Here is a 21,505-nt window from a genome sequence, read left to right on the forward strand (position 1 = left end):
CACTTAAAATTAATAAACAGATTTATATTCCCACGTAATTGTGTCGGACACAACTACCCCATTACGTTTGCCCGTTGCTGTTATAATATTTTTCCCGGGAGATAATTTTACGCTATCAAACAATATATCACGGGAATTGGCGCCGGCGTGGCCTTGCAGCGGTTTTCCCCTATTGACGGATATTGTTACTTCTTCCAGGTTACTGAATACTTCCACTGTATTGAGGGCTTTGCTTCTCCTGTTGTTCCTGCGTTCTGCGATGTATACCATCGGTTCCGGGTTCCAGTTGGCTTTATACCAATACCATGCATCTTTACGTTGCTTACGGTCGTAGGTAACCAGACCTTTCAGGTTCCGCGCATTCACCCCTCCACGGTTCCACATGGGTACTGCAAACTCGAACATATTCCACAGATAGGAAGCAGCGATATAAGGATGTTTTTCTATGATAGCCCACTGTTGCACATGTGTGGCTGTCTGATAGGTTTCAGGAAAGAATTGTCCGTTTACGGGATTAAAATCGGTGTTGATACTATCTGTATGCTGGTTGATGTTCCCGTCGGCACCATATTCCGTCAGCATCAGTTTATAATCCGGGTAATTTTTTTCCAGCCCTGTTACCCATTGTTCCAAATCGCCGATATGCCCTTCATACCATCCATAGTAGCGGTTCATACCTTGTATATCTGCCGCAAGGTTGGCAGGTCTGTTCATTTCTCCATAACCACTAACGGCAGTGGTTAAACGATCAGGATCTTCTGTTTTCGCCAGGTCATTGAGCTGACGTGTCAAAACAGCTACGGGTTCATCAGGCGTTTTACTATAAACTTCATTATGCATGCCCCATACGTAAATAGCAGGATGATTAAAGTTTTGCCGGATCAATTCTGTCAGTTGCTGTTTGGCATTATCCCCCTCCTTCCCTGAAGTGGCATTCACAAAAGGTATCTCCGCCCAGATAACAAAGCCCATGGTATCGCATTGTGCATAGAGGTATTCTGCTTGCTGATAATGTGCAAACCGGATGGTGGTAGCACCTACTTCTCTGATAACATCCAGGTCAGCTTTATGCTGGGCATTACTGAGTGCATTGCCATAGTCCTGCCACTCCTGGTGGCGGGTAACGCCATGCATGGCATAAGGCTTTCCATTCAGGTAAAAGCCTTTTCCTGGTATTACCTCAAAAGTACGCACACCTAAAGGCTGTGTGACAGCGTCCAGGATTTCTTCGCCTTCCATTACGGTAGTGGTAACGCTATACAGGTAAGGGTCCTGCAGGCCATTCCAGAGATGTGGCCCGGCAATAGTGAGTTGCTGTTCGTTGATGTTAATTCCCTGCGGGCTCACCAGCAGCGACTTCTCAGTAGCCGTAATCAGCTGTTGCTGTTGATCTCTGATCTCTGTTTTCAGCGTAATACTACTGGTATGCTGCCGCTTATTTTCAATCTTTGATTTGACTGTAATCAATGCTTTACCATCCTGCATCTCCTGACGGATATATATTCCGGGAGAGGCATAATCCGTAGTAGTAATATTGATGTCGTGGGTAACAATCAGCGAAACAGGTCTGTAGATGCCGCCAAATATACCGAAAAGAAAATTATTGATGGGCAGCACATCTTCCCTTTGCTGGTTATTGGCTTTTACGATAACGGTATTCTCTCCTTCTTTTAATTCGTGTGTGATCTCAAAGCAGAAAGCACTGTAAGATCCTTTATGCTGGCCTATGAGCCTATTATTCACATATAAGTCCGCCACTGACCCCACTCCTTCAAAGCGCAGGAAAACACGTTTCCCACGCAGTTGATCATCTACCTTAAATATCTTTTTATAACATCCATCACCGCTATAAAAATTCCGCCCTTCCTGCATATCCTTGTTATTCCAGGTATGCGGGATGGCCACAGCCCTAAATCCGCTGTCAATATTTTGCTGGTTAAAACTTCCTTTCCTGAAATACCAGCCGTCGTTAAACGGCTGGTTAAGCCTGCCTTGCCGGGCCTTTGCGACCAGGGTAACCAGCAGGCAGGTGATACTTAGTATTATAATTTTTTTCATGCACTATTCTATAACCCTAACGAATAAACGAAGTATAGGACATTATTTATATCCATCGTTCTGTTTCAATACAGCATCTTTATTCACATCTATTTCAGATTGCGGAATAGGCAGATGGATATTGTAATCAGCAATATTAGGCCCTGCGGAAGGATTGTATTTCCTGGTACGTTCTACCAGTTTATTTGTTCTGATCAACGTCAGCCTGCGGAGTTCTTCCGCGGTCAGTTCTCTGGCCCTTTCATCGAGGATGTAGTCCAGTGTAATATCCGCAGCGGTCACTGGTGTGGCATTTGCGCGGTTCCTGATCACATTGATACTGTTAGCGGCTCCACCAAGATCTCCCTGCATGAATTGTGCCTCTGCCAGCAGTAAATAGGTTTCACCGAGACGCATCATAATCCTGTCTTTAAAGGAGCTGGAACCTTGTGGATCGCCGGGTTGGAATTCGTACCATTTGGTAGTATGTGCATACATGTAATAGGCTGTATCAGCAGCTTTGGGTACTACCAGCTTGCCGTAATTGGCGCCGGCGGGATCATTGTACCAATAGTTCCGGCGAATATTATACTGCGAGTTGCGCATATCCTTTGTTTCATACAATCCGTAGGTCCACCAGTTGGTAGGCCTTATCCTTCCGATACCGCGGCCACCGAGAGAATCCGCTACCAACATCCCGCTTATATTTACATAAAATGGGCCCCATTCTCTGCGACGTTGGTCGAAGTCGGCGCCTCCACCGGTAATATTATATTGTTGTTCCACCACCCAGATCGCTTCTGTATTTCCCTGGCTGCGGCGCATGCTACCGTAGGTAAACATATCTGCAAACGGGTCGCCGGGCTGACTGGCCTTTACGCCGTATCTCGCAGTTACCAGCGAATAGAATTTACTATCGATAATACTTTGTGCTGCTTTTTGGGCATCTGCCGGCTTGTTAGCTCGCAGGTATGCTTCAGCGAGCAATTGCGCTGCGGCAAATTTATTGATACGACCCTGTGTAGTTACGTTCGCCGGATCGGGCAAATTTGCAGCAGCAAAGGTCAGGTCACTGATGATGAGTGCGATCACATCTGCTTCTGAAGCACGGGTATAGTCTGTACGAGGGGCTGCTACCGGCGTTGTCAGCAGTGGAACACCACCAAAGAGGATCGACAGGTGATTGTAGGCATAAGCCCTGAAGAAACTTGCCTCCGCCTTATACAGCGCGCGCTGCGCATCTGTCAGTGAAGCAGCCGGATTCTGCGTACCTGCGATGATGGTATTGGATGCATTGATTATTTTATAGCACCAGCTCCAGATACTACTAACAGAACTTACGGAAGAGTTCAGGTTACGATAGTCGTCGTAAGGCGCCTGTATTGCGTTGGGCTGGCCGGTAATGGCCAGATCAGTACCCACAAAATAGGTGGCCATTAATCCCTGCGTGTTGCCGTAATCGTTACGGAAGATGCTCTGTAAACCTGCAATGGAGGCTTCAAAACCAAGTGCATCTACCAACGTATTACCCGGAGCATAGGAGGATTTCAATGTTTCATTAAGGAAAGATTTGCGGCAAGCCATAAATGATGTAGTCATCACCCCTGCCAGCAATAAGCTATATATTTTTCGCCTGTTCTTCATGTCTATATCATTTTTAAATTATAAACTGAGGTTAATACCAAATACTACTGTTGCGCTGTTTGGGTAGAAATCTGAACTCTGCTGACCAGTACCCTGGCCATTATTCAGCCTTGCCTGTGTGGAGGTAATGGTAGAAGGTGATGTTTCCGGGTCCCAGTTTTTCCATTTGGTAAACGTAGCCAGGTTACGACCGCTGAGATACATCATCAGGTTAGAAATGTGGTAGCGTTGCAGTAAGTTCTTATCAAACTGGTAACTCAGTGTAATATCTTTCAAACGTATATACGACGCATCTTCCGCATACTTATAACCTCTTGGGTTAGAATAGTACAGGGACGGATTGGTGTTGATCTTATTTTCAGATGTCCAGTAGGGAATATTTGCAGGAAGATTCACTACACCACCCTGGTCGCGGTTATCGAGGATATTATCCGGACGCAGTGATCCGTGTACATCCTGAATGAATATATTAAGGGAAAGATTTTTATAGGTAAATGTATTGGTCAGGCCTGCGATATATTTAGGCAATTGAGTACCGAGATAAGATCGATCGTTAGCATCGATCTTTTTATCGCCATTAATATCTTTGAATTTAATGTAACCTGGTTTGGTACCCGGGTCTATAGAATTATCTTCTCCTTCCTGCCAGATACCGGCCATGGTATAATCGTATATGCCTAACAGTGGTTTACCGATAAAGAGATTGTTGGTGATATCATCTTTACTATCTCCATATAATGCCACTACTTTATTCTTATTAAAGGAGATATTAAAGGAGGTAGACCATGTAAAGTCATTCCCGGTAAGGTTCTTACTGTTCACTAATATTTCCAGTCCCTTGTTGGCTGTTTTACCGATATTATCATAGATGCTGCTATAACCGGTGAGTGAAGGTATTTTACGACTCAGCAGCAGGTCAAATGTATTGGTTTTGTATCCTTCAATACTACCTGTGAGGCGGTTATTGAAGAAACCGAAATCAACGCCTACGTTCAAACCGGTAGTACTTTCCCATTTAAGGTTAGGGTTACCAAGTTTATCAGGGATCACACCTACAGCAGTAACGCCATTATAGATATAAGGGCTGGTGGTAAGGCGGGTCAGGGTCTGGTAGGCACCCACGGCCTGATTACCGGAACGGCCGTAAGAGGCGCGGAGCTTCATCTGTGAGATGGCTGGTATCTCTTTCAGGAAGGCTTCGTTCTGAATATTCCAGCCTATGGCTACGGAAGGGAACACACCGTATTTATTGGAAGCCCCGAATCCGGAGAACCCATCACGGCGGATAGTAGCAGTGATAAGATAACGGCTGTCGTATACATAGTTGGCACGGAACATCTGCGATAACATAGATGTAACAGAATCCGCGGAATAGGTTTTCTGTACCTGTGCTGCACCAAGGTTGTTGAAGAGCAGGTTATCATTTACGAAGCTGTTGGCCGCCAGTGTGGAGGTAAACAACATATCCTGCTGGGCGCTGTATAACGCAGTAAAGTCGAGGGCATGCTTACCGAAAGTTTTCGCATAGCTCAGCACATTCTCTACTATCCATTGTTTGGCTTCTTCGTTGTATACATTGGCCGTACCGAGGTTATCACCCATTTTACGGCCGGTATAGTCTGCAGTACGTTTAGGACGATAGCCATAAGATGCGTTTACGCGGTATTTCAGGCCTTTCAGGAAAGTTGGCGCCACCTCAGCATAGCCGCTCGCGTTAATATTCTTATTGCGATTGAGCCCTGGATTATACAGGTTTATCAGTGGATTGGTATATAAGGTTTGTGGTGCAATAGGATAAATTGCATAGTCACCTTTATCATTATATAGTGTTCCGTACGGGCTCAGTGAGTTGGCATTGAAGAGGGATACGCGGCCACCGTCTTCATTGTTATTCACAAAAAACATGTTCACGCCTGTTTTCAGCCAGGAGGTCACGTTAATGTCTACATTGGAGCGGATACTGGAGCGGTTAAACTGGTAACCTTTCAGCGTACCATCCTGTTTCAGAAAAGTTCCGGAAACATAATACTTCACATTGTCTGACCCACCTGAAATGCTCAGTTCATGGCTGTGCATATAGCCCTGCTGGCTGATTTCTTTCTGCCAGTCTACTTCAGGAACACCATTGGCATAGTTCTGCTGCTCTGAGAGATAAGGCAAATCCGGTGCTGTCGGGCGGCCTGCCTGGATATTATACCAATGGTTCTTTTCACGGTACTGTTCACCGTTCATATTTTTCACCACATTCGTTTGATATTCTGCACCGGCATAACCATTGTAGGCGATTACCGGTTTGCCAGACTTCCCTCTCTTCGTGGTTATCATGATTACGCCATTTGCACCGCGGGCTCCATAAATAGCAGATGCCGACACGTCTTTCAACATATCAATGGATTCTATATCATTTGGATTAATATCGTTATAGGTACCATTAAAGGGGATACCATCCAGTACGATGAGCGGTGCGTTGCTGGCGGAAATAGATTTCAATCCACGCAGGTAAAAGGCAGGTGAGCTACCTGGGCGGGTAGAGTTGTTGACAATATTTACGCCTGCGGCAGAACCCTGGATCGCCTGGAGTACATTGCTTACCGGTTGATTTTTCAGACGGTCTTTGGGTACAGAAGAAATTGAACCTGTAACATCACTTCTCTTTTTGGTACCGTACCCTACTACCACTACTTCTGTTTGCTGTTCTATTGCGGCTTTGAGCTTAATATTCAGCGACGGATTATCTCCATTTACGGTTACCTCCTGCGGGGTAGTACCCATATAGGAAAATACAAGTACCGATGGTCCATTCGACGGCAGATGCAATGCAAAGGAGCCATCATTTCCGGTGGAAGTACCGAGTGATGTACCTTTGATACGTACGGATACACCTGGCAACGGGCTCCCGGATTCATCTGTAACCTTACCTTTGATATCAATGCCTTGTACAATGCCTGACGTGGCTACGACGGATATTGGTTTTGGAGAGATAAAAATAGATTTGTTCTCTATACTATATTTCAATGGCTGCTCCCTTACCACCATGTCCAGGAAGTCTTTAATGGTAGCCTCATGTACATTGATGGTCACGGGATGTGCTGTCCGTAATACCTCTTTGCTGGCCACAATAGTATAACCCGATTGCTGGCGGATAACGGAGAATACTTTTTCTAAAGGCACGTTATTCCCCGACCATGAGATCAGCTGTGCATAGGTTGCAGCGCTGGCATGCAGGAAAACGGTCGTCATTAATAAAAAAGTCAGTTTCATAACTAACAGGATTTTGGTTGAAAACCGGCGGTCCTTCTTTCGCATAGGCGCATAGGACTCCCGGTTACAAAGAGCATTTTTTTGCATAACTTTGTACTGGTTTGGCTTAGTAAATGATAAACAGTTGGTGTTACATTCGATTGTTATGTTCAGCTATAACCGCTCTGGCGGAAGTGAGTGCAATCACTTTCGCTTTTTTAATTACAGGTAAACTTATATCTGGAATTTATTTTTCACTGTTCTTGTTGGCTGACGACGATCGCTATTGTTTTGCTGCTACTGTTAGCTGATTTTTTTCCATGCTGAACTTTACACCTGAATCCTCCAGGAATTTTAATACGCCGGAAAGGTTTACATCACTGCCTATTTCGCCATAAAAGACAATATCCGGCGGGATGCCCTGGTATATAACTTCTATACCATACCATCTTTCCAGCATGTGCATTACTTCGGTCAGTTTCTTATCCTGGAAGCTGAGAAACCCATTTTTCCAGGCCATGACAGCCGATGTATCTACCTTGTTCACTATAGTAAAAGCCTCGCTATCCTGTACCAGTTGCATTTGCTGGCCTGGCTTCAGCACTTGTTGTATATTCTTCCGGGAGATCTTCACTGCTCCCCTTAATAATGTTGTACTGATAAGATGTTCCTCCTTATAGGCATTCACATTGAAATCTGTTCCCAATACCTGAATAAAAGTCCCATCGTCCAGCTTTACTTTAAATGGTTGCTTTGGCAATGGTGCCACTTCGAAATAGGCTTCACCGCTGAGTTCCACTGTTCTGTCGCCCTTGGTAAATGCGGTAGGAAAACGTAACGAAGACGCAGCATTTATCCATACATGCGTACCATCGGGCAACTGTAATCTGAATTTCCGGCCCTTCGGCGTAGACATGGTATTATAACTGGTTCCCTGTCCGTTCTGCTGATAGGCCAGCTGCCCATTGTGCAGTATAACTGTTGCCCCCTGCTGATTAGTAACCGTATCATTTTGCAGGCTGTCCAGGTCTACCTGTGTGCCGTCGGCTAAAGTCAGCACTGCTCCTTCCCTGCCAGGCTTCACATCTATCTGTTGTACGGCTATGGGACCCGGACGCCGCCCTGAATGCGCACGCCACAGATAAGTACCTGTTCCCAGCAATAACAAAACGGCAGCCGCAGCGGCAATCCGACGCAGCCACAGGCGACGTGTGATAGTAACAGGCATTACTACCGGCGTATCCAATATACGTTGTAAAACCAGTTCATAATCCTGCGGAAGATAGTGTGGATCGGCGGTTTCGGACATATAAATACCGCGGACCAATTCCTGCCATTGTTCCTCATCTGCATTTTTGCGCAGCTCTTCCATCAGCTCTTCGGTTTCCGCCGGAGTGGCGGTTCCGTTGTAGTAGCGACTTAAAAGATATTTATAATAGGCTGTTGACTCCACGGCACACTGATCTTTACAGGCTAGACGCAAAAAAGGGATTGCTGTACTATCCGAATTCAAAAAAAATTAAAAAAATCTTAACAACAAGCCCAAAAGCAGCATTGGTAGCGGATTCCCTGTTTTCAATTCCAGGTATTCCCGGATAAATTTACGGGCAGCAAGCAGCTGGTTTTTGACCGTATGCTCCGAAATAGCCAACGTATCAGCAATTTCACGGCGCGACTTGCCATCCACCATACTCAGCAAAAAAACTTCCCTACGCGAAGCAGGCAAGGCTTCAATAGCATGCTTGATAATACCCTGCAATTCTTTTGCATAAAATTTTTCTGACAAATCCTGGTAATCCTGGATATCTTCCTCCGGAAGTTCCTGCGTGTGCTTTTTTTCGCGGGCATATTGCCGCAACAAGGAGAGAGAGTAATTAGAGGCAAGTGTATATAGCCACCCGCCTGGATTTTCAATATTCACTAAGGTGTCCCGTTGTAACCAAACCTTCAGAAAAACCTCCTGCAGTACTTCTGCTGCGGCTGTCTCTGAACGTAGTAACTTCATTACAGCCCTTGCCAACACAGCATTATAGCGGTGATACAGTGTCCTGAACGCCGTTTCATCTCCACTGGCAATTTGTGAAAAAAGTACCCTATCCTCCGTTAAATTCATTACGTGACTCCTGATAATAATAAGACTCTGAAAGACCAAAATAAAAACAAATTCTGGCATTCTGGAAAATGAAATGCTGAAAATCTGCTATCTGCACAATTATAATAAATTTGTCTTTCTATAAACTATACTTATTTTCTATAATATATTCATGGGAAATAGCAAAAAACATCTAAATCCTACCTGTTAACGAGCGACTACCCCATTGGCTTTCCCTGATAATTTAATACCTGTTCCCGACAAAAAAATACAACCCAACAGTCGGTGCTGCTACCTTTATAATACTTTTTGTTCATTTAATTATACTAAACTAGCTTATCCATATCTCTACTATTGTATCTCTGCAAACTTCATTAAATTGGACTGTGCCCAACTATTACTATAATATCCAGGAAGGAGAACTACTTGCTCAGGTTGCCAATGGTAACGAAAAAGCATTTGAGATGCTGATCAACCGGTTTAGTGATATTCTCGGAGCATATATATTTAAACTTACACACTCGAAAGAGATCACAGAAGAAATTGTACAGGATGTATTTCTGAAGATCTGGAACGCACGCCATACACTTCCCGCCGTCACTAACTTTCAGGCATGGCTGTATATCGTTTCTAAAAATCAGGCTATTTCTGCATTAAGAAAAGTCATCCGCGAAAGAGCCGGTAAAGAATTGATTTCACACAACCTCTGGAGCGAAGAAGATAACAGCTGGGAAGATGAAAAACTAAGTGCCATAGAAATGGCCATCGCACACTTGCCGCCGCAACAGAAGAAAGTATTTATGCTGAGCAGGCACGAAGGATTGTCGTACAAAGAGATTGCCGCACAAATGCACATATCCACAGAAACAGTCAAGAAATACCTGCAGATAGCCAACCAGTCTATCATCGCAGAAGTATCAGGTGCCATATCCACCGGACTTCTGATCGCTATTTTAAAAAATTTTTAATTTTTTCCTTTCCCGATACCCCCTTTTTTATAATTCCTGCGTCTATTAAGTTGAAGGCTGTCTGAGACAGCGAACCATGTATAAAAAAACCGATGGAACAGTATTCAATGGAAACAAGACTGGAAGCGCTTTTCCGGCAGTGGTGCGACAATACTATTGACGAAAAGGATATTCCTGAACTCATGCAGCTGATGCAGGATACAGGAATGCATCAGGAGCTGGAAAAACTCACCCGTGCAGTTTACTTTCAGCAGGAAGCAACACCATTTTTTACACCGGAACAAAAAAGAAAAATGTTCCTGGAGATCGTGCGGCCAGCGGATTTTTCCGGCAGCAAAATAAAGTATATCACCAGCATCGCCGCCGGCATCGCCCTGGTGATTGGTGTTAGCTGTTATCTGTTCTTCAGTAAAAAACATACTGCGAATACAGGGAAAATACTGGCGAATGATATTGCCGCTCCTACGGCTGCTATCGGATTGCTGCAGCTGGAAAACGGCAACAGCTTTCACTTTGAAGACACCAGGTCCGGCACCGTCACCAACCAGGAAAATATAAAAATTGTGAAGTACGACGACGGCACCATTGCCTTCAACGGCAAAACAAATAAGCCTATGTCCGGTACCCTCACCGTTCCTAAAGGCAGTAAGCCTATCCGGCTACTGCTGCCAGACAGTACCCTCGTATTACTCAATGCCGCATCAGGTATCACTTTCCCCAGTGCCTTTACTGGTAATGAACGTAAAGTAGTTTTCTATGGAGAGGCCTGGTTTGAAGTAAAACACGACCCGGCTCATCCATTCATCGTGAAGCTGGATAAAGGTCAGGTTAAAGTGCTGGGAACACATTTCAATATCCGCTCCTATAATAACGATGCACAAACGAAAGTGACCCTCATAGAAGGTAAGGTCACCGTAAATGATAATGTAGTGCTGAAACCAGGCCAACAGGCGGTTGTAGAAAACAATACTCCCAACCTGCTGAAACATCCCGATATGGACGAAGCGCTCGCATGGAAGAACAATGAATTTAATTTCAATGGCTGGGAAGTACCCGCCATCCTCAACATGCTGTCACTATGGTACAACTTCACGGTTGAGTACAAATCCAGTATCCCCGCCGGACATTTTTCCGGCTCTATAAAGCGGGACAATAATCTGTCACAGGTATTAAAAATATTAGAAACAGGAGGACTTCAATTTGAGATTCAGAAAGATAAATTAATCGTCTACTAAAAAGTAATCAAACATATAGAACAATGAATCCCATCCACTGCAGGACTGGGAAGTCTGCCAGTGGACGGATGTTTACCATCAATAAAATATTGGATAAAATTTACGCCCATTAAATACCAGTTTTCAAAAAAACCAAAACCTCCACGCGTATATGATCAAGCTTTCTCAACAAACCTTTTACCAGCGTAAAAGGAAACCAAAATCATGGCTGATGATGAAATTAAGCAGTCTGCTGATACTGATCGCAGTGACACAGCTCCATGCTGAAACACTGGCACAGAAAGTTACTGTTTACGGGAAGAATTTATCCCTGGCAGAAATTTTTCAGCAGGTAAAAAAGCAAACGAACTATCAGTTTTTCTACCAGGACGAACTGTTGTCTGATGCAAAAGTAATCAGGGAGATAAATATGAAAAACGCTCCGCTGAAAGACTTCATGGACGTATGTTTTAAGGACCAGCCCTTAACATATGACATCAGTGAAAAAACGATTACCGTAAAAGCACTGCCAGCAGGGCAGCAACGTGCAGATATACACGGCCGCGTTACCGACTCTACCGGGCTTGCACTGCCGGGTGTATCCATCCATATCAAAGGTACCAGCAAAGGTGTTATCACCAATGTCGATGGTACCTACAGCATCAATGCCAATCCCGGCGATGTACTGGTATTTTCCTTTATTGGCTACGACCAGAAAGAAGTAACCGTACAGCAAGGCAACACCGTAAATGTTACATTGAGTGCTTCTACCGGCACGCTGAAAGAAGTAGTAGTAAATGTGGGTTATGGTTCTACAAAGAAAGTACACCTGACAGGCGCCGTAGCATCTGTAGGTTCGGAGAAACTGGCCAACAGGCCACTGGTGAACCTCGCAGACGGATTACAGGGCCAGGTACCCGGCCTGAATGTCAGCATGGGCAACGGACAACCAGGAACCAGCGCTACCTTTAACATCCGCGGCTTACCTACCATCGGCGGCGCCGGACAAGGAAGTCCGCTGGTACTCGTAGACGGCGTGGAGCGCGATCCCAACCTGATAAATCCTTCTGATGTGGAGAGTGTAACCGTGCTGAAAGATGCTGCTTCCGCTACCATCTATGGCGGCCGCGCTGCCTATGGCGTAATTCTCATCACCACCAAAAGAGGAAAAACAGGGGAACCAAGCCTGAACTATTCCGGCTCCTATTCCATGGCAAAACCGGCCAATCTTCCAAAGTATGTCGACTCCAAAGGATACCTCAGCCTCTTTAACCAGGCACAATATACAGGCAGTATCACTGGTGGTTATACCAGTACCAGTCCGTTTACAGCCAAAGACTCTGCCATGATCATGGCTTATTACAACGATCCGAAAAATAATCCGGACATGTATGTGGACCCCGCCAATCCTAACCTCTATCGTTATGTAGGTAATACCAACTGGGTGAAAGTATTATACCCGGGATGGGCGCCAATGCAGCAGCATAATGTCTCGCTCTCCGGTGGTACCGAAAAGCTGACCTATATGGCCAGCATGGGCTATTTCGCGCAGGACGGGCTACAGAAATCCGCCAACCAGGCATTTCGCCGGTATACGCCCAACCTGAAAATGACGTCTAAGGTGACAGACTGGCTCTCGCTCGACCTGAATATGAGCATGACCCGTACTACTAACAATAAACCAGCACTCACCCTCGTTAATGGCGGCGGCTCCTGGATGCCGGGCGATCTTCGCCCCGTGATGCCCGTAACACATCCCGACGGAAACTATTCCGGCCAGGGCAGCTTCACCAACCCAATGGCCATCAACGCCCTCTCCGGCCGCGATGTCGATAATGTCAATGATTACTGGGCCACTGCAAGGGCTACCATCACACCGGTAAAACACCTGTCTATCATCACCGACTATACGTGGAACAGCAATACCGATTATGATAAAGCCAACCTGGTGCCTTTCAATGAATATGGCGTAAATGGCGTTTTCCTGGATGTATATCCATGGACGAAAACCTCCCGCGTTATTGAAACCCGCTGGAACAATACCTATTATGCCTTCAACAGTTATGCTACCTACGATAATACCTTCAATAATGTACATGCCGTAAAGGCCATGGTCGGCTTTAACCAGGAATACCGCCACTATATTAACATACAGCCAACTGCTGTCAATATTATCGTGCCGTCTATTCCATCCATAGGATTGAATAATGATCCCAAACCTTCTATCAGCAGCCTGGAAGCAGAGTACGCCCTCATTGGTACTTTCTTCCGCGTTAACTACGCCTATAAAGATAAATACCTGCTGGAAGTAAATGGCAGATATGACGGAACTTCCAGGTTCCAGCAGGGACACCGTTATGTGTTCTCTCCATCAGTATCCGCAGGATGGGATATCTCACGCGAAAAGTTCATGCAGAACGTAACGCTGATCAACCAGCTGAAACTCCGCGCTTCCTACGGTAACCTGCCTAATCAGCGCGCTGCTGACAATACCATTTCTATCTCTAACTACTATCCTACCCTATCTACCATGGGTACCGGTATTACCGGCTACCTGTTCAATAATCAACCGGGTATAGTAGTAACCCCTCCGGGACTGGTACGTAACGACCTGACATGGGAAAAGATCGCTACCTCCAACTTCGGTCTGGACTATGCCCTCTTAAACGAAAGGCTGATCGGTAGCTTTGATTATTTCGTTACCAATACTACCGGACTGATTACCGCAGGTCAGCAACTGCCGGCCGTACTGGGAACAACCGCACCTAAACAGAATACCGCTTCCCTCCGCACCAATGGCTGGGAATTCAATATCACCTGGAGAGATAGAATCCTGCACAATCAACTCAAATATGCCATCACCGTTAACCTGTCCGATGCGTTAACCACCGTCACCAAATACGACCAGAACCCTACCGGTAGTATTGATGACCTGAATGCCGGCAGAAAGATGGGTGAAATCTGGGGATACACTACCGAAGGATTTTATAAAACAGATGCAGAAGCACAGGCAGTAGACAATAGCAGACTTGCTGGTTATAAATGGCTGGCAGGCGACATCAAATACAAAGATCTCAACGGCGATAATAAAATCAATGACGGGAAAAGAACGCTGGCAGACCATGGCGATTTAAGCGTTATCGGGAATACACAACCCCGCTACAAATTTGGCGTAAACCTCAACCTGGAATATAAAGGCTTCGACTTTACCGCCTTCATACAAGGCTTGCTGAAACAGGATTTCGACCCAACTGGCAGCACCGTGTTCAACGCCTTCTCCTATGGCGAATGGAATATCCCTTACGCATATGCGCTGAATTCCTGGACACCTGAAAATACCAATGCCTACTTCCCAAGAGTACGATTCAGCGGTTCCGGTAACCAGCAGACACAAACGAAATATCTTCAGAAAGCTGCCTACGCAAGATTAAAACAGCTCACCCTGGGATATAATTTCCCTAACAGCTGGTTTGGTAATTCGAAGATCAAAAATGTAAGGGTTTACCTGACCGGAGAAAACCTCTTTAAAGTAACGTCTTTATTCGGTGGGTTTGATCCGGACCTGGTTTCCGGCTATTCACAGTACCCATTGAACAAAACACTCTCGGCAGGTATCCAGGTTGGTTTATAAAATGCTTAAACGTATTCGTATGAAAAAATTGATTGATATTCTATTTATAGCTGTGGTGATGTGCGTTGTCAGTTCATGCCGTAAGGATTCCTTCCTCGACAGACAGCCACTGAGCGCCGTTACACCGCAAACATTTTTCAATACCGAAGGTGATTTACAGATATATTGCAACCAGTATTATGCCTGGCTGCCTGTTCAGTACCTCGTAAGTGCCGATCTGCAATCGGACGACAAAGCCCCCCAATCGCTGAACACCATGCTGGCAGGCACTTATACCGTTCCGCAAAAGGACCCGGACAACTATGATTCGGCCTATGCTCATATCAGGGCGGTTAACTTCTTTATGATGAGCTACCAGAAAGCGAATATCTCAGACTCAATAAAAAACATCTATGTGGGAGAATCGCTGTTCTTCAGGGCCATGCAATATTTCAACCTTGTGAAAACATATAGCGATGTCCAGTATATTACCCGCTATCTGACAGATACCAGCAAATCACTGCTGTACGGATCTAAAACACCGCACCAGCAGATCATGGACTCTGTGCTGACCGACCTGAATACTGCCATCAGCTACCTGCCCTTATCCCCTTCACAGGACGGACGCCTCAGTAAATACCAGGCACTCGCCCTCAAGGCCAGGGTAGCTTTATGGGAAGGCACCTACCGTAAATATTATGCCGGCACCGATGGAACTACCTATCTGCAAGCCGCTACTGATGCCGCTGAACAGCTGATGAACTCAAAAAATTACAGCATCTATTCCACCGGCAATCCGCAATCAGATTATTACAATCTCTTTATCCAGGATGAATTAAAAGGCAACCCGGAAGCCATCATGTCTATGCGCTTTATGGCATCTGCCAATACCTACAATAACGTAGACAGACAACTGGGTGAATCAGGCGACGGCTACAGCAAGGATTTCGTGCGGTCCTATCTCTGCACGGATGGTCTGCCTACCGGCTTAAGTCCGCTGTATAAAGGCGACGACTCCCTCGGCATGGAAATCATCAACAGAGATCCGCGTATCAAACAAACCATTGCCACCAGAGGATTCAACTTCCTGAACGGTGATCTCATCACCTTACCACGCGTAGGAACGAATGTTACTTCTACCGGCTATCAGCCGATAAAAGGTCGCTCCTCCAGTATCAGCGCATGGAATGCCAACAACTCCACGTTCGACTTCTTCATCTTCCGCTATGCAGAAACACTGCTGATCGAAGCAGAAGCCAGGGCTGAACTGGGAACCTGTACGCAGGATGTGCTGGACAACACCATCAATAAGCTGCGCGACAGAGCAGGCATGCCACATATGACGCTCGGAGCACTGCAACGTGATCCGCAATCGCATTTCCCGAATGTACCGGTATTGATAGATGAGATCAGAAGAGAACGCAGGATTGAGCTGGCTACGGAAGGTTTCCGCTTCGATGACCTCCACAGATGGAAAGCCGGTACGCTGATCAACAATAACGAAACCATGCTGGGCATGAAGCTGCTGCCGGCCATGCGCGCACAATATACCTATGATGTAAGCAATGTGCGGGTAAACAGCGATTACTACGTACAGCCGTATGCGATACCTTCCCGTACCTGGAACGATAAAATGTACCTGCTGCCTATTCCATTGCAGCAAATGAATTTAAATCCGAACCTGGCACCACAGAATACAGGCTGGTAAACAGGTATCAATAAAAAAGAAGGCGCAGCAAATGATCATTTGCTGCGCCTTCTGTCATTAAAAACTCCCCAAAATATGCAGTATGCTACATATTTTGGGGAGTTTTTCGTATTTTCGTAATAATAGTAAGAAAAATACACATTAAATATTTATATGTTTTTCGATAATTACCGGAATTTCCCCAATGCGCAAATTAATACTTCACTTTTTTGGGAGTATGATAAATCGCGATTAGATTTTATGAGTATGCGCAACGTAGTTGTTCAACGTGTAATTGAACGAGGTTGGCCCAACGATTGGTACGCCATGTTAAACTTATATGGCATTGAAGATGTTGTTGAAACAATAAAAGGGTTATCGTATCTCAATGAAAAAGATATGAATTTTGTAAGCCATCAATTTAACATACCATTATCCGATCTGAAATGCTACGGAAAGAAACAGTCAGGGAATCTACATTGGAACTCCTAAAAAAATTAATGCAAGATGATATTTTGAAAGATTTTTTCCTCGCAGGAGGAACCGCTCTTTCATTACAAATCGGCCATCGTATCAGCATTGATCTGGATTTTTTCACAGCTGCTCCATTTAATGAAAATGAGCTTTTAACAGAACTGGAGAACAATTATAGTTTCCAGGTAGATTTTCAATCTAAAAATACTATTAAGGGATGGATTCAGGACGTAAAAGTAGATTTAATTGCACATGTATATCCTACGGTCAATCCAATAATTGTAGAAGAAAATGTACGAATGGCTAGCCTTAAAGACATCGCAGCCATGAAGCTAAATGCAATTACTGGAAATGGAACGCGTTTAAAGGATTTTATAGACATTGCCTATCTTTCTTCATTCCTTACTTTATCTGATATGGTAGAGGCATATTGTGAAAAGTATGCCTCCAGAAATCCTGTAATGGTTCTTAAGGCGCTGGATTATCATAACGATATTGATTTTAACGAACCCATTATAATGCTGGATGGAGATTATTCGTGGCAAAAAATAAAAGACCGCCTAAATCAGATGGCCCTTCATCCTCAGAAACTATTTAATAAAATATAACAAAGTTATTACCAACAGTTAAAGAAGGCGCAGCAAATGATCATTTGCTGCGCCTTCTTTTTTAAAAAATTTACTTTAACTCTCCCGGGATAACATGTATATCCTGCTTCCTTCCACCGCGCAAAACCGTTACGATGCTTTGTTTGCCGGTAACTTCTTCTGTGAGGTATTTGTGCAGGTTGTCGATACTTGCTACGGGTTTACCATCGAACGCCACAATGATATCACCACTGCGGAGCTGGTTGTTATAGACGTTGGCATCTGCATGAACTTCATAAACATACACCCCTGTTTTGGTTTGCAGGTTATTGGCCACCGTGATGCGAGGCGTCAGATTAACGAGCTGCCCGGCAATCCCCAGCTGTGCGCGTTTCACCCTTCCGTGGATGATTAACTTGCCGGCAATATAGGCTGCCAGGTTGGACGATATCGCAAAACAAAGTCCCTGCGCTGCTGAGATCACGGCAGTATTTACCCCGATGACGTTCCCTTCTGAATCCACCAGTGGCCCGCCACTATTACCGGGATTCAGTGCGGCATCCGTCTGAATGACATCATCTATCAGCCGGCCATTTTTTGCACGGAGCGTTCTGCCAAGCGCACTGACCACACCGGTAGTCACCGTATGCTGCAACCCCATCGGATTACCAATGGCAATGGCTATCTGCCCGGGTTCCAGCAGGTCAGAATTACCAAACTTCAATGGCTTCAGGTTACCATCATAAACTTTGATAACCGCAATGTCCGTGGCTGGATCGGCGCCTGTAATGGAAGCGCTGTATTCTGTCTGGTCAGCAAAAGCCACCTTGATGGTATCCGCCCCTTCGATCACATGGTTGTTGGTAACGATAAACCCATCAGAAGATATGACAAAGCCGGAGCCGGAAGCCTGCTGATCTACGACCTGCTTCGTCCGTGGATCACGGCCCTTCTTCTCTATTTTTATATGGGTTACCGACTGCGCTGCATGCTTTACGACGCCTGTCACCATGGATGAGTAGGCGTCCAGGAGTTGCCGGTCTTTTTCAGCAACAAAATTTAGTTCCTGATCTGTTATCATATGAAAATCTCCTCAATAAATCTCCACAATAATCAATCCTGACGACTGCCGGCGTAATTATGGCAGGTAGCAGCCACATTTATGAAATGGCCACTGGACTTTTTGTCCGTATGTTTTTAAGGTATTTTTCAGGTAGATGAGATAAAGTATTGTTTTATAATGATTTTAGTTTTAGCTAGATGTTTTATGTAGATGAAAAAAAGGCATAGCAGCTGATCAGCATTAAGTTTGATGCCGGCATAAGGCTGACATCGCTATGGAAATTAATCATTCGTATGCTAGTTTAACCGCTGTTCTTCCTGTTTGTTACTATTGTTGGTATTACGGTTTTTGGACTTATTATTACCAAATTTATAATTGAGATTCAGGCGCAGGTATCTATAGTCATCATAACTGCTGAATCGTTGTTGTACACCGTTTACTTTACTACTATATCCCGGTGTAAATGTTCTGAAAATATCACTGGCATTGAGTGCAACAATTAAACGCTTCTTATACAACATCATTTTCATGCCTGCATTGATGTAATAGTAGGCATTTGAGTACATGTAACCCTGCATTTGCGGGAACTGATAAGATATACTCACTACTCCCATCAGGGTCCTGCTACCGTTTAAAACAAAGTTGTTGTTACTGCTGATATACCCACCCCATCCGGTAGTATTACCTACAGCGGCATCATGTGAAACAGACCTTACATAGTAAACATCCACCTCGTTATTGCTCTCCAGCCAGCGTATACCCCTCACCGTTACCGTTCCGGAAAAACCTGTGGAGGTTGTCTGTAGAAAATTCCGTTGCACGGTAGCCACTGTCAGACTATTGGAGTCCGGGAGCGAAAGTCCGCTGAATCCATTGGTACTAACGTTAACATATACACTACCGGACAGCCAGTTTTTATGATTAGCGCCGAGCTCAAAATTATGGCTATAGGATGGCTGCAGGAAAGGATTCCCCTCGCTGTAACTGTAGAGATTAGTATACCAGCGGAAAGGGCTCAGCTGCATAAAGGAAGGGCGGCTGATTCTCCTACCATATGAAAATGAAAGATCGTTATCCTTACCAAGTCCACGCATTAAATAAAAGGTGGGAAAAAGTTGCAGATATTGTTGCTTGTTGTGCGACCCGTCATATACGGACAAACCATCTACCTGTGTATATTCTGCCCTCAGACCTGCTTTCAGTTCCCATTTACCAAACTTCCCGGCAGCATCTGCATATAATGCCTGCGTATTTTCTTTGTAAATAAATGTATTGCTCCGGCCACTATCCGCTTTGGAAACAGCATGTTCCATCCAATAAAATCCAGTAGCGCTGTTGTTTTCAATAAAAGATAATTTACCACCGAAGGCAAGGCGTAAAATTTTGAACGGTAGTTGTACATCTGCCTGCATGGTATATAATTTTATTTCCTGTGGAGATAATATCTGCAGCGAATAACTATTGACAGGAAATGCAGGATTAGCAGGCATCCATGTACCGGCAGATAAATCCAGTTGCTGCGATTTATTGTAATATAAATAATCGGCATCAACCGTCAGTTTCTTTCCGGCAGTATCCAGTTTCGAGTCCATATGCAGATTGAGTCCGTGTGCAATTGGCTGTTGCTGATTGCGACTGAGGGTACGGATAGTTGAGTCTTCGATATTATCTTTTGCTGCGAAAGTATTGCGGATGTGCTGGTTCATGATAACATCACTGGAAGCGATGCGGTAAGTGGCGCCAATCAAGGTATTCCGGTTGATAATATAATCGAGGCCTGCTTCTCCAAAAAACCTGCCTGCATTTGTTTTAATGTTATTTTCCGTTTGCCAGCGCAGATCAGGGAAGTTGATATTGTGCAGGTCCTGACGGGCCGTAGATCCGTTACTGTAGTTAAGACCAAGGCGGCTGTTGAGTTTAGGGGCAGACCAGTTCAGGTTGATGCCTGCATTACCCGTACCATAAGTTGTTTGCCGGTAGCCTACAGATACAAGGCCATCGAAGCCACTGGAAGTTCTTTTTTTAGTGATAATATTGATCAGACCTGCATTACCGGCAGCATCATATTGTGCTGGGGGGTTGGTGATCACTTCAATTTTTGAAAGCTGATCTGAGGGGATAGAACGGAGCATATTGGCGAGGTCCTGCCCGGAAAGCTGTACCATCCTGCCATTCATCAGTACATTGACACTTCCTTTGCCAATGATACCCAGCTGGTCGTTTGTAATACTGACACCCGGCAATTGCCGCAAAGCTTCCAAAGCATCCGTACCAATAGTGTTGACGCTGCTTTCAATATTGAAAACCACACGGTCAATCTTACGTTCCATGAATGGCGGCCGGCCATTTACGGTGACTTCCTTCAGGCGGGTGCCAGTCACTTCCTGTAACTGCAATACCCACTTGCCTCCCGGAAGTATTTTCCCGAAATCTGCCAATAACGTAGTATCCCTGTAAAGGAGATGACTTGTCCGGATCATATAGGCAACATCAGGATGAATCTCCAGCTGACAGCTTCCTGTGGAATCGGTACTGCGTGTATATAACGGATTAACTGCATTATCCTTCTTATACAACGCTACGCGGGCAAAAGGAACGGGCTCACCTTTAGGACCTGTAAGCTTTAAGACCACCGTAGACGGTGCTTTTTCAATGTTCAACAACTGCTGTGCACGCAGGGGGCCACTTCCAGTCAGTACCAGCAAAAGCAGTAAACGTAATCTATCCATTTGGTTGCTTAATTTTGGTTGCAAAACCTCTTTGCAAAATAGGGTCTCTAATAAAGATGCAGTGACGTACCAATGGTTGCAGCCCACTCGATAAGAAAGGGTAAAATAGGTGATATTATACATAAAAATGCCTGTCTGTATAGGGTACAGACAGGCATTT

The 21,505-nt window shown here is 45.0% G+C and carries 12 protein-coding genes; 5 read left to right on the forward strand and 7 right to left on the reverse strand.

Annotation, left to right across the window (positions count from 1 at the left end; genetic code table 11):
• Window positions 1-9: 9 nt before the first annotated feature.
• The 5 genes from F3J22_RS25030 to F3J22_RS25050 all read right to left on the reverse strand — a co-directional run bounded on the left by F3J22_RS25030 (window position 10) and on the right by F3J22_RS25050 (window position 9,034).
• A complete protein-coding gene (locus F3J22_RS25030) occupies window positions 10-2,058 on the reverse strand; it encodes a glycoside hydrolase family 2 protein (protein ID WP_167020651.1) in 2,049 nt (682 codons plus the stop codon).
• A 42-nt stretch (window positions 2,059-2,100) separates the two neighbouring features.
• On the reverse strand, window positions 2,101-3,681 hold the full coding sequence (locus F3J22_RS25035) for a RagB/SusD family nutrient uptake outer membrane protein (RefSeq protein ID WP_167020652.1): 1,581 nt from the start codon (window positions 3,679-3,681) through the stop codon (window positions 2,101-2,103).
• 18 nt (window positions 3,682-3,699) lie between these two features.
• The gene (locus F3J22_RS25040; RefSeq protein ID WP_167020653.1) at window positions 3,700-6,942 is read right to left on the reverse strand and encodes a TonB-dependent receptor; all 3,243 of its coding nucleotides are present in this window, start codon (window positions 6,940-6,942) and stop codon (window positions 3,700-3,702) included.
• A 262-nt stretch (window positions 6,943-7,204) separates the two neighbouring features.
• The gene (locus tag F3J22_RS30885) at window positions 7,205-8,374 is read right to left on the reverse strand and encodes a FecR family protein (protein WP_167020654.1); all 1,170 of its coding nucleotides are present in this window, start codon (window positions 8,372-8,374) and stop codon (window positions 7,205-7,207) included.
• A gap of 66 nt (window positions 8,375-8,440) precedes the next feature.
• Window positions 8,441-9,034 (reverse strand): RNA polymerase sigma factor, encoded by a 594-nt coding sequence (locus F3J22_RS25050; RefSeq protein ID WP_167020655.1) that lies wholly within the window; start codon window positions 9,032-9,034, stop codon window positions 8,441-8,443.
• 365 nt (window positions 9,035-9,399) lie between these two features.
• On the opposite strand from F3J22_RS25050, the gene F3J22_RS25055 reads away from it, so the two are divergent.
• From F3J22_RS25055 to F3J22_RS25075, 5 genes are all read left to right on the forward strand, one after another.
• Window positions 9,400-9,981, forward strand: a complete 582-nt coding sequence (locus F3J22_RS25055) for an RNA polymerase sigma factor (RefSeq protein WP_167020656.1) — start codon at window positions 9,400-9,402, stop codon at window positions 9,979-9,981.
• 92 nt (window positions 9,982-10,073) lie between these two features.
• On the forward strand, window positions 10,074-11,216 hold the full coding sequence (locus F3J22_RS25060; protein WP_167020657.1) for a FecR family protein: 1,143 nt from the start codon (window positions 10,074-10,076) through the stop codon (window positions 11,214-11,216).
• Window positions 11,217-11,427: 211 nt separating this feature from the next.
• Complete coding sequence (locus F3J22_RS25065; protein WP_205195557.1) at window positions 11,428-14,826, forward strand: TonB-dependent receptor; 3,399 nt, start codon at window positions 11,428-11,430, stop codon at window positions 14,824-14,826.
• 19 nt (window positions 14,827-14,845) lie between these two features.
• Window positions 14,846-16,513, forward strand: coding sequence for a RagB/SusD family nutrient uptake outer membrane protein (locus F3J22_RS25070; protein ID WP_167020658.1), 1,668 nt, complete (start codon window positions 14,846-14,848; stop codon window positions 16,511-16,513).
• A 425-nt stretch (window positions 16,514-16,938) separates the two neighbouring features.
• Window positions 16,939-17,574 (forward strand): nucleotidyl transferase AbiEii/AbiGii toxin family protein, encoded by a 636-nt coding sequence (locus tag F3J22_RS25075; RefSeq protein ID WP_167020659.1) that lies wholly within the window; start codon window positions 16,939-16,941, stop codon window positions 17,572-17,574.
• Window positions 17,575-17,644: 70 nt separating this feature from the next.
• Here the strand turns inward: F3J22_RS25075 and F3J22_RS25080 are convergent, their stop codons facing one another.
• Both F3J22_RS25080 and F3J22_RS25085 read right to left on the reverse strand, forming a co-directional pair.
• Entirely contained in the window at window positions 17,645-18,634 is a 990-nt protein-coding gene (locus tag F3J22_RS25080) for a S1C family serine protease (RefSeq protein ID WP_167020660.1), read from the reverse strand.
• Window positions 18,635-18,912: 278 nt separating this feature from the next.
• Window positions 18,913-21,345 carry an outer membrane beta-barrel family protein gene (locus F3J22_RS25085; protein WP_167020661.1) on the reverse strand — a complete coding sequence of 811 codons (2,433 nt, stop codon included), beginning with the start codon at window positions 21,343-21,345 and terminating at the stop codon, window positions 18,913-18,915.
• Between the last annotated feature and the right edge of the window lie 160 nt (window positions 21,346-21,505).

Origin of the sequence: Chitinophaga sp. Cy-1792, from assembly GCF_011752935.1 — a bacterium.
Lineage (GTDB): Bacteria > Bacteroidota > Bacteroidia > Chitinophagales > Chitinophagaceae > Chitinophaga.

Excerpts from the sequence above, each read along its gene's own strand:
- F3J22_RS25030 (WP_167020651.1), bottom strand. The coding sequence starts at position 2,058 with ATGAAAAAAATTATAATACTAAGTATCACCTGCCTGCTGGTTACCCTG.
- F3J22_RS25035 (WP_167020652.1), bottom strand. The coding sequence starts at position 3,681 with ATGAAGAACAGGCGAAAAATATATAGCTTATTGCTGGCAGGGGTGATG.
- F3J22_RS25040 (WP_167020653.1), bottom strand. The coding sequence starts at position 6,942 with ATGAAACTGACTTTTTTATTAATGACGACCGTTTTCCTGCATGCCAGC.
- F3J22_RS25050 (WP_167020655.1), bottom strand. The coding sequence starts at position 9,034 with ATGAATTTAACGGAGGATAGGGTACTTTTTTCACAAATTGCCAGTGGA.
- F3J22_RS25060 (WP_167020657.1), top strand. The coding sequence starts at position 10,074 with ATGGAACAGTATTCAATGGAAACAAGACTGGAAGCGCTTTTCCGGCAG.
- F3J22_RS25065 (WP_205195557.1), top strand. The coding sequence starts at position 11,428 with ATGATGAAATTAAGCAGTCTGCTGATACTGATCGCAGTGACACAGCTC.
- F3J22_RS25070 (WP_167020658.1), top strand. The coding sequence starts at position 14,846 with ATGAAAAAATTGATTGATATTCTATTTATAGCTGTGGTGATGTGCGTT.
- F3J22_RS25075 (WP_167020659.1), top strand. The coding sequence starts at position 16,939 with ATGCTACGGAAAGAAACAGTCAGGGAATCTACATTGGAACTCCTAAAA.
- F3J22_RS25080 (WP_167020660.1), bottom strand. The coding sequence starts at position 18,634 with ATGATAACAGATCAGGAACTAAATTTTGTTGCTGAAAAAGACCGGCAA.
- F3J22_RS25085 (WP_167020661.1), bottom strand. The coding sequence starts at position 21,345 with ATGGATAGATTACGTTTACTGCTTTTGCTGGTACTGACTGGAAGTGGC.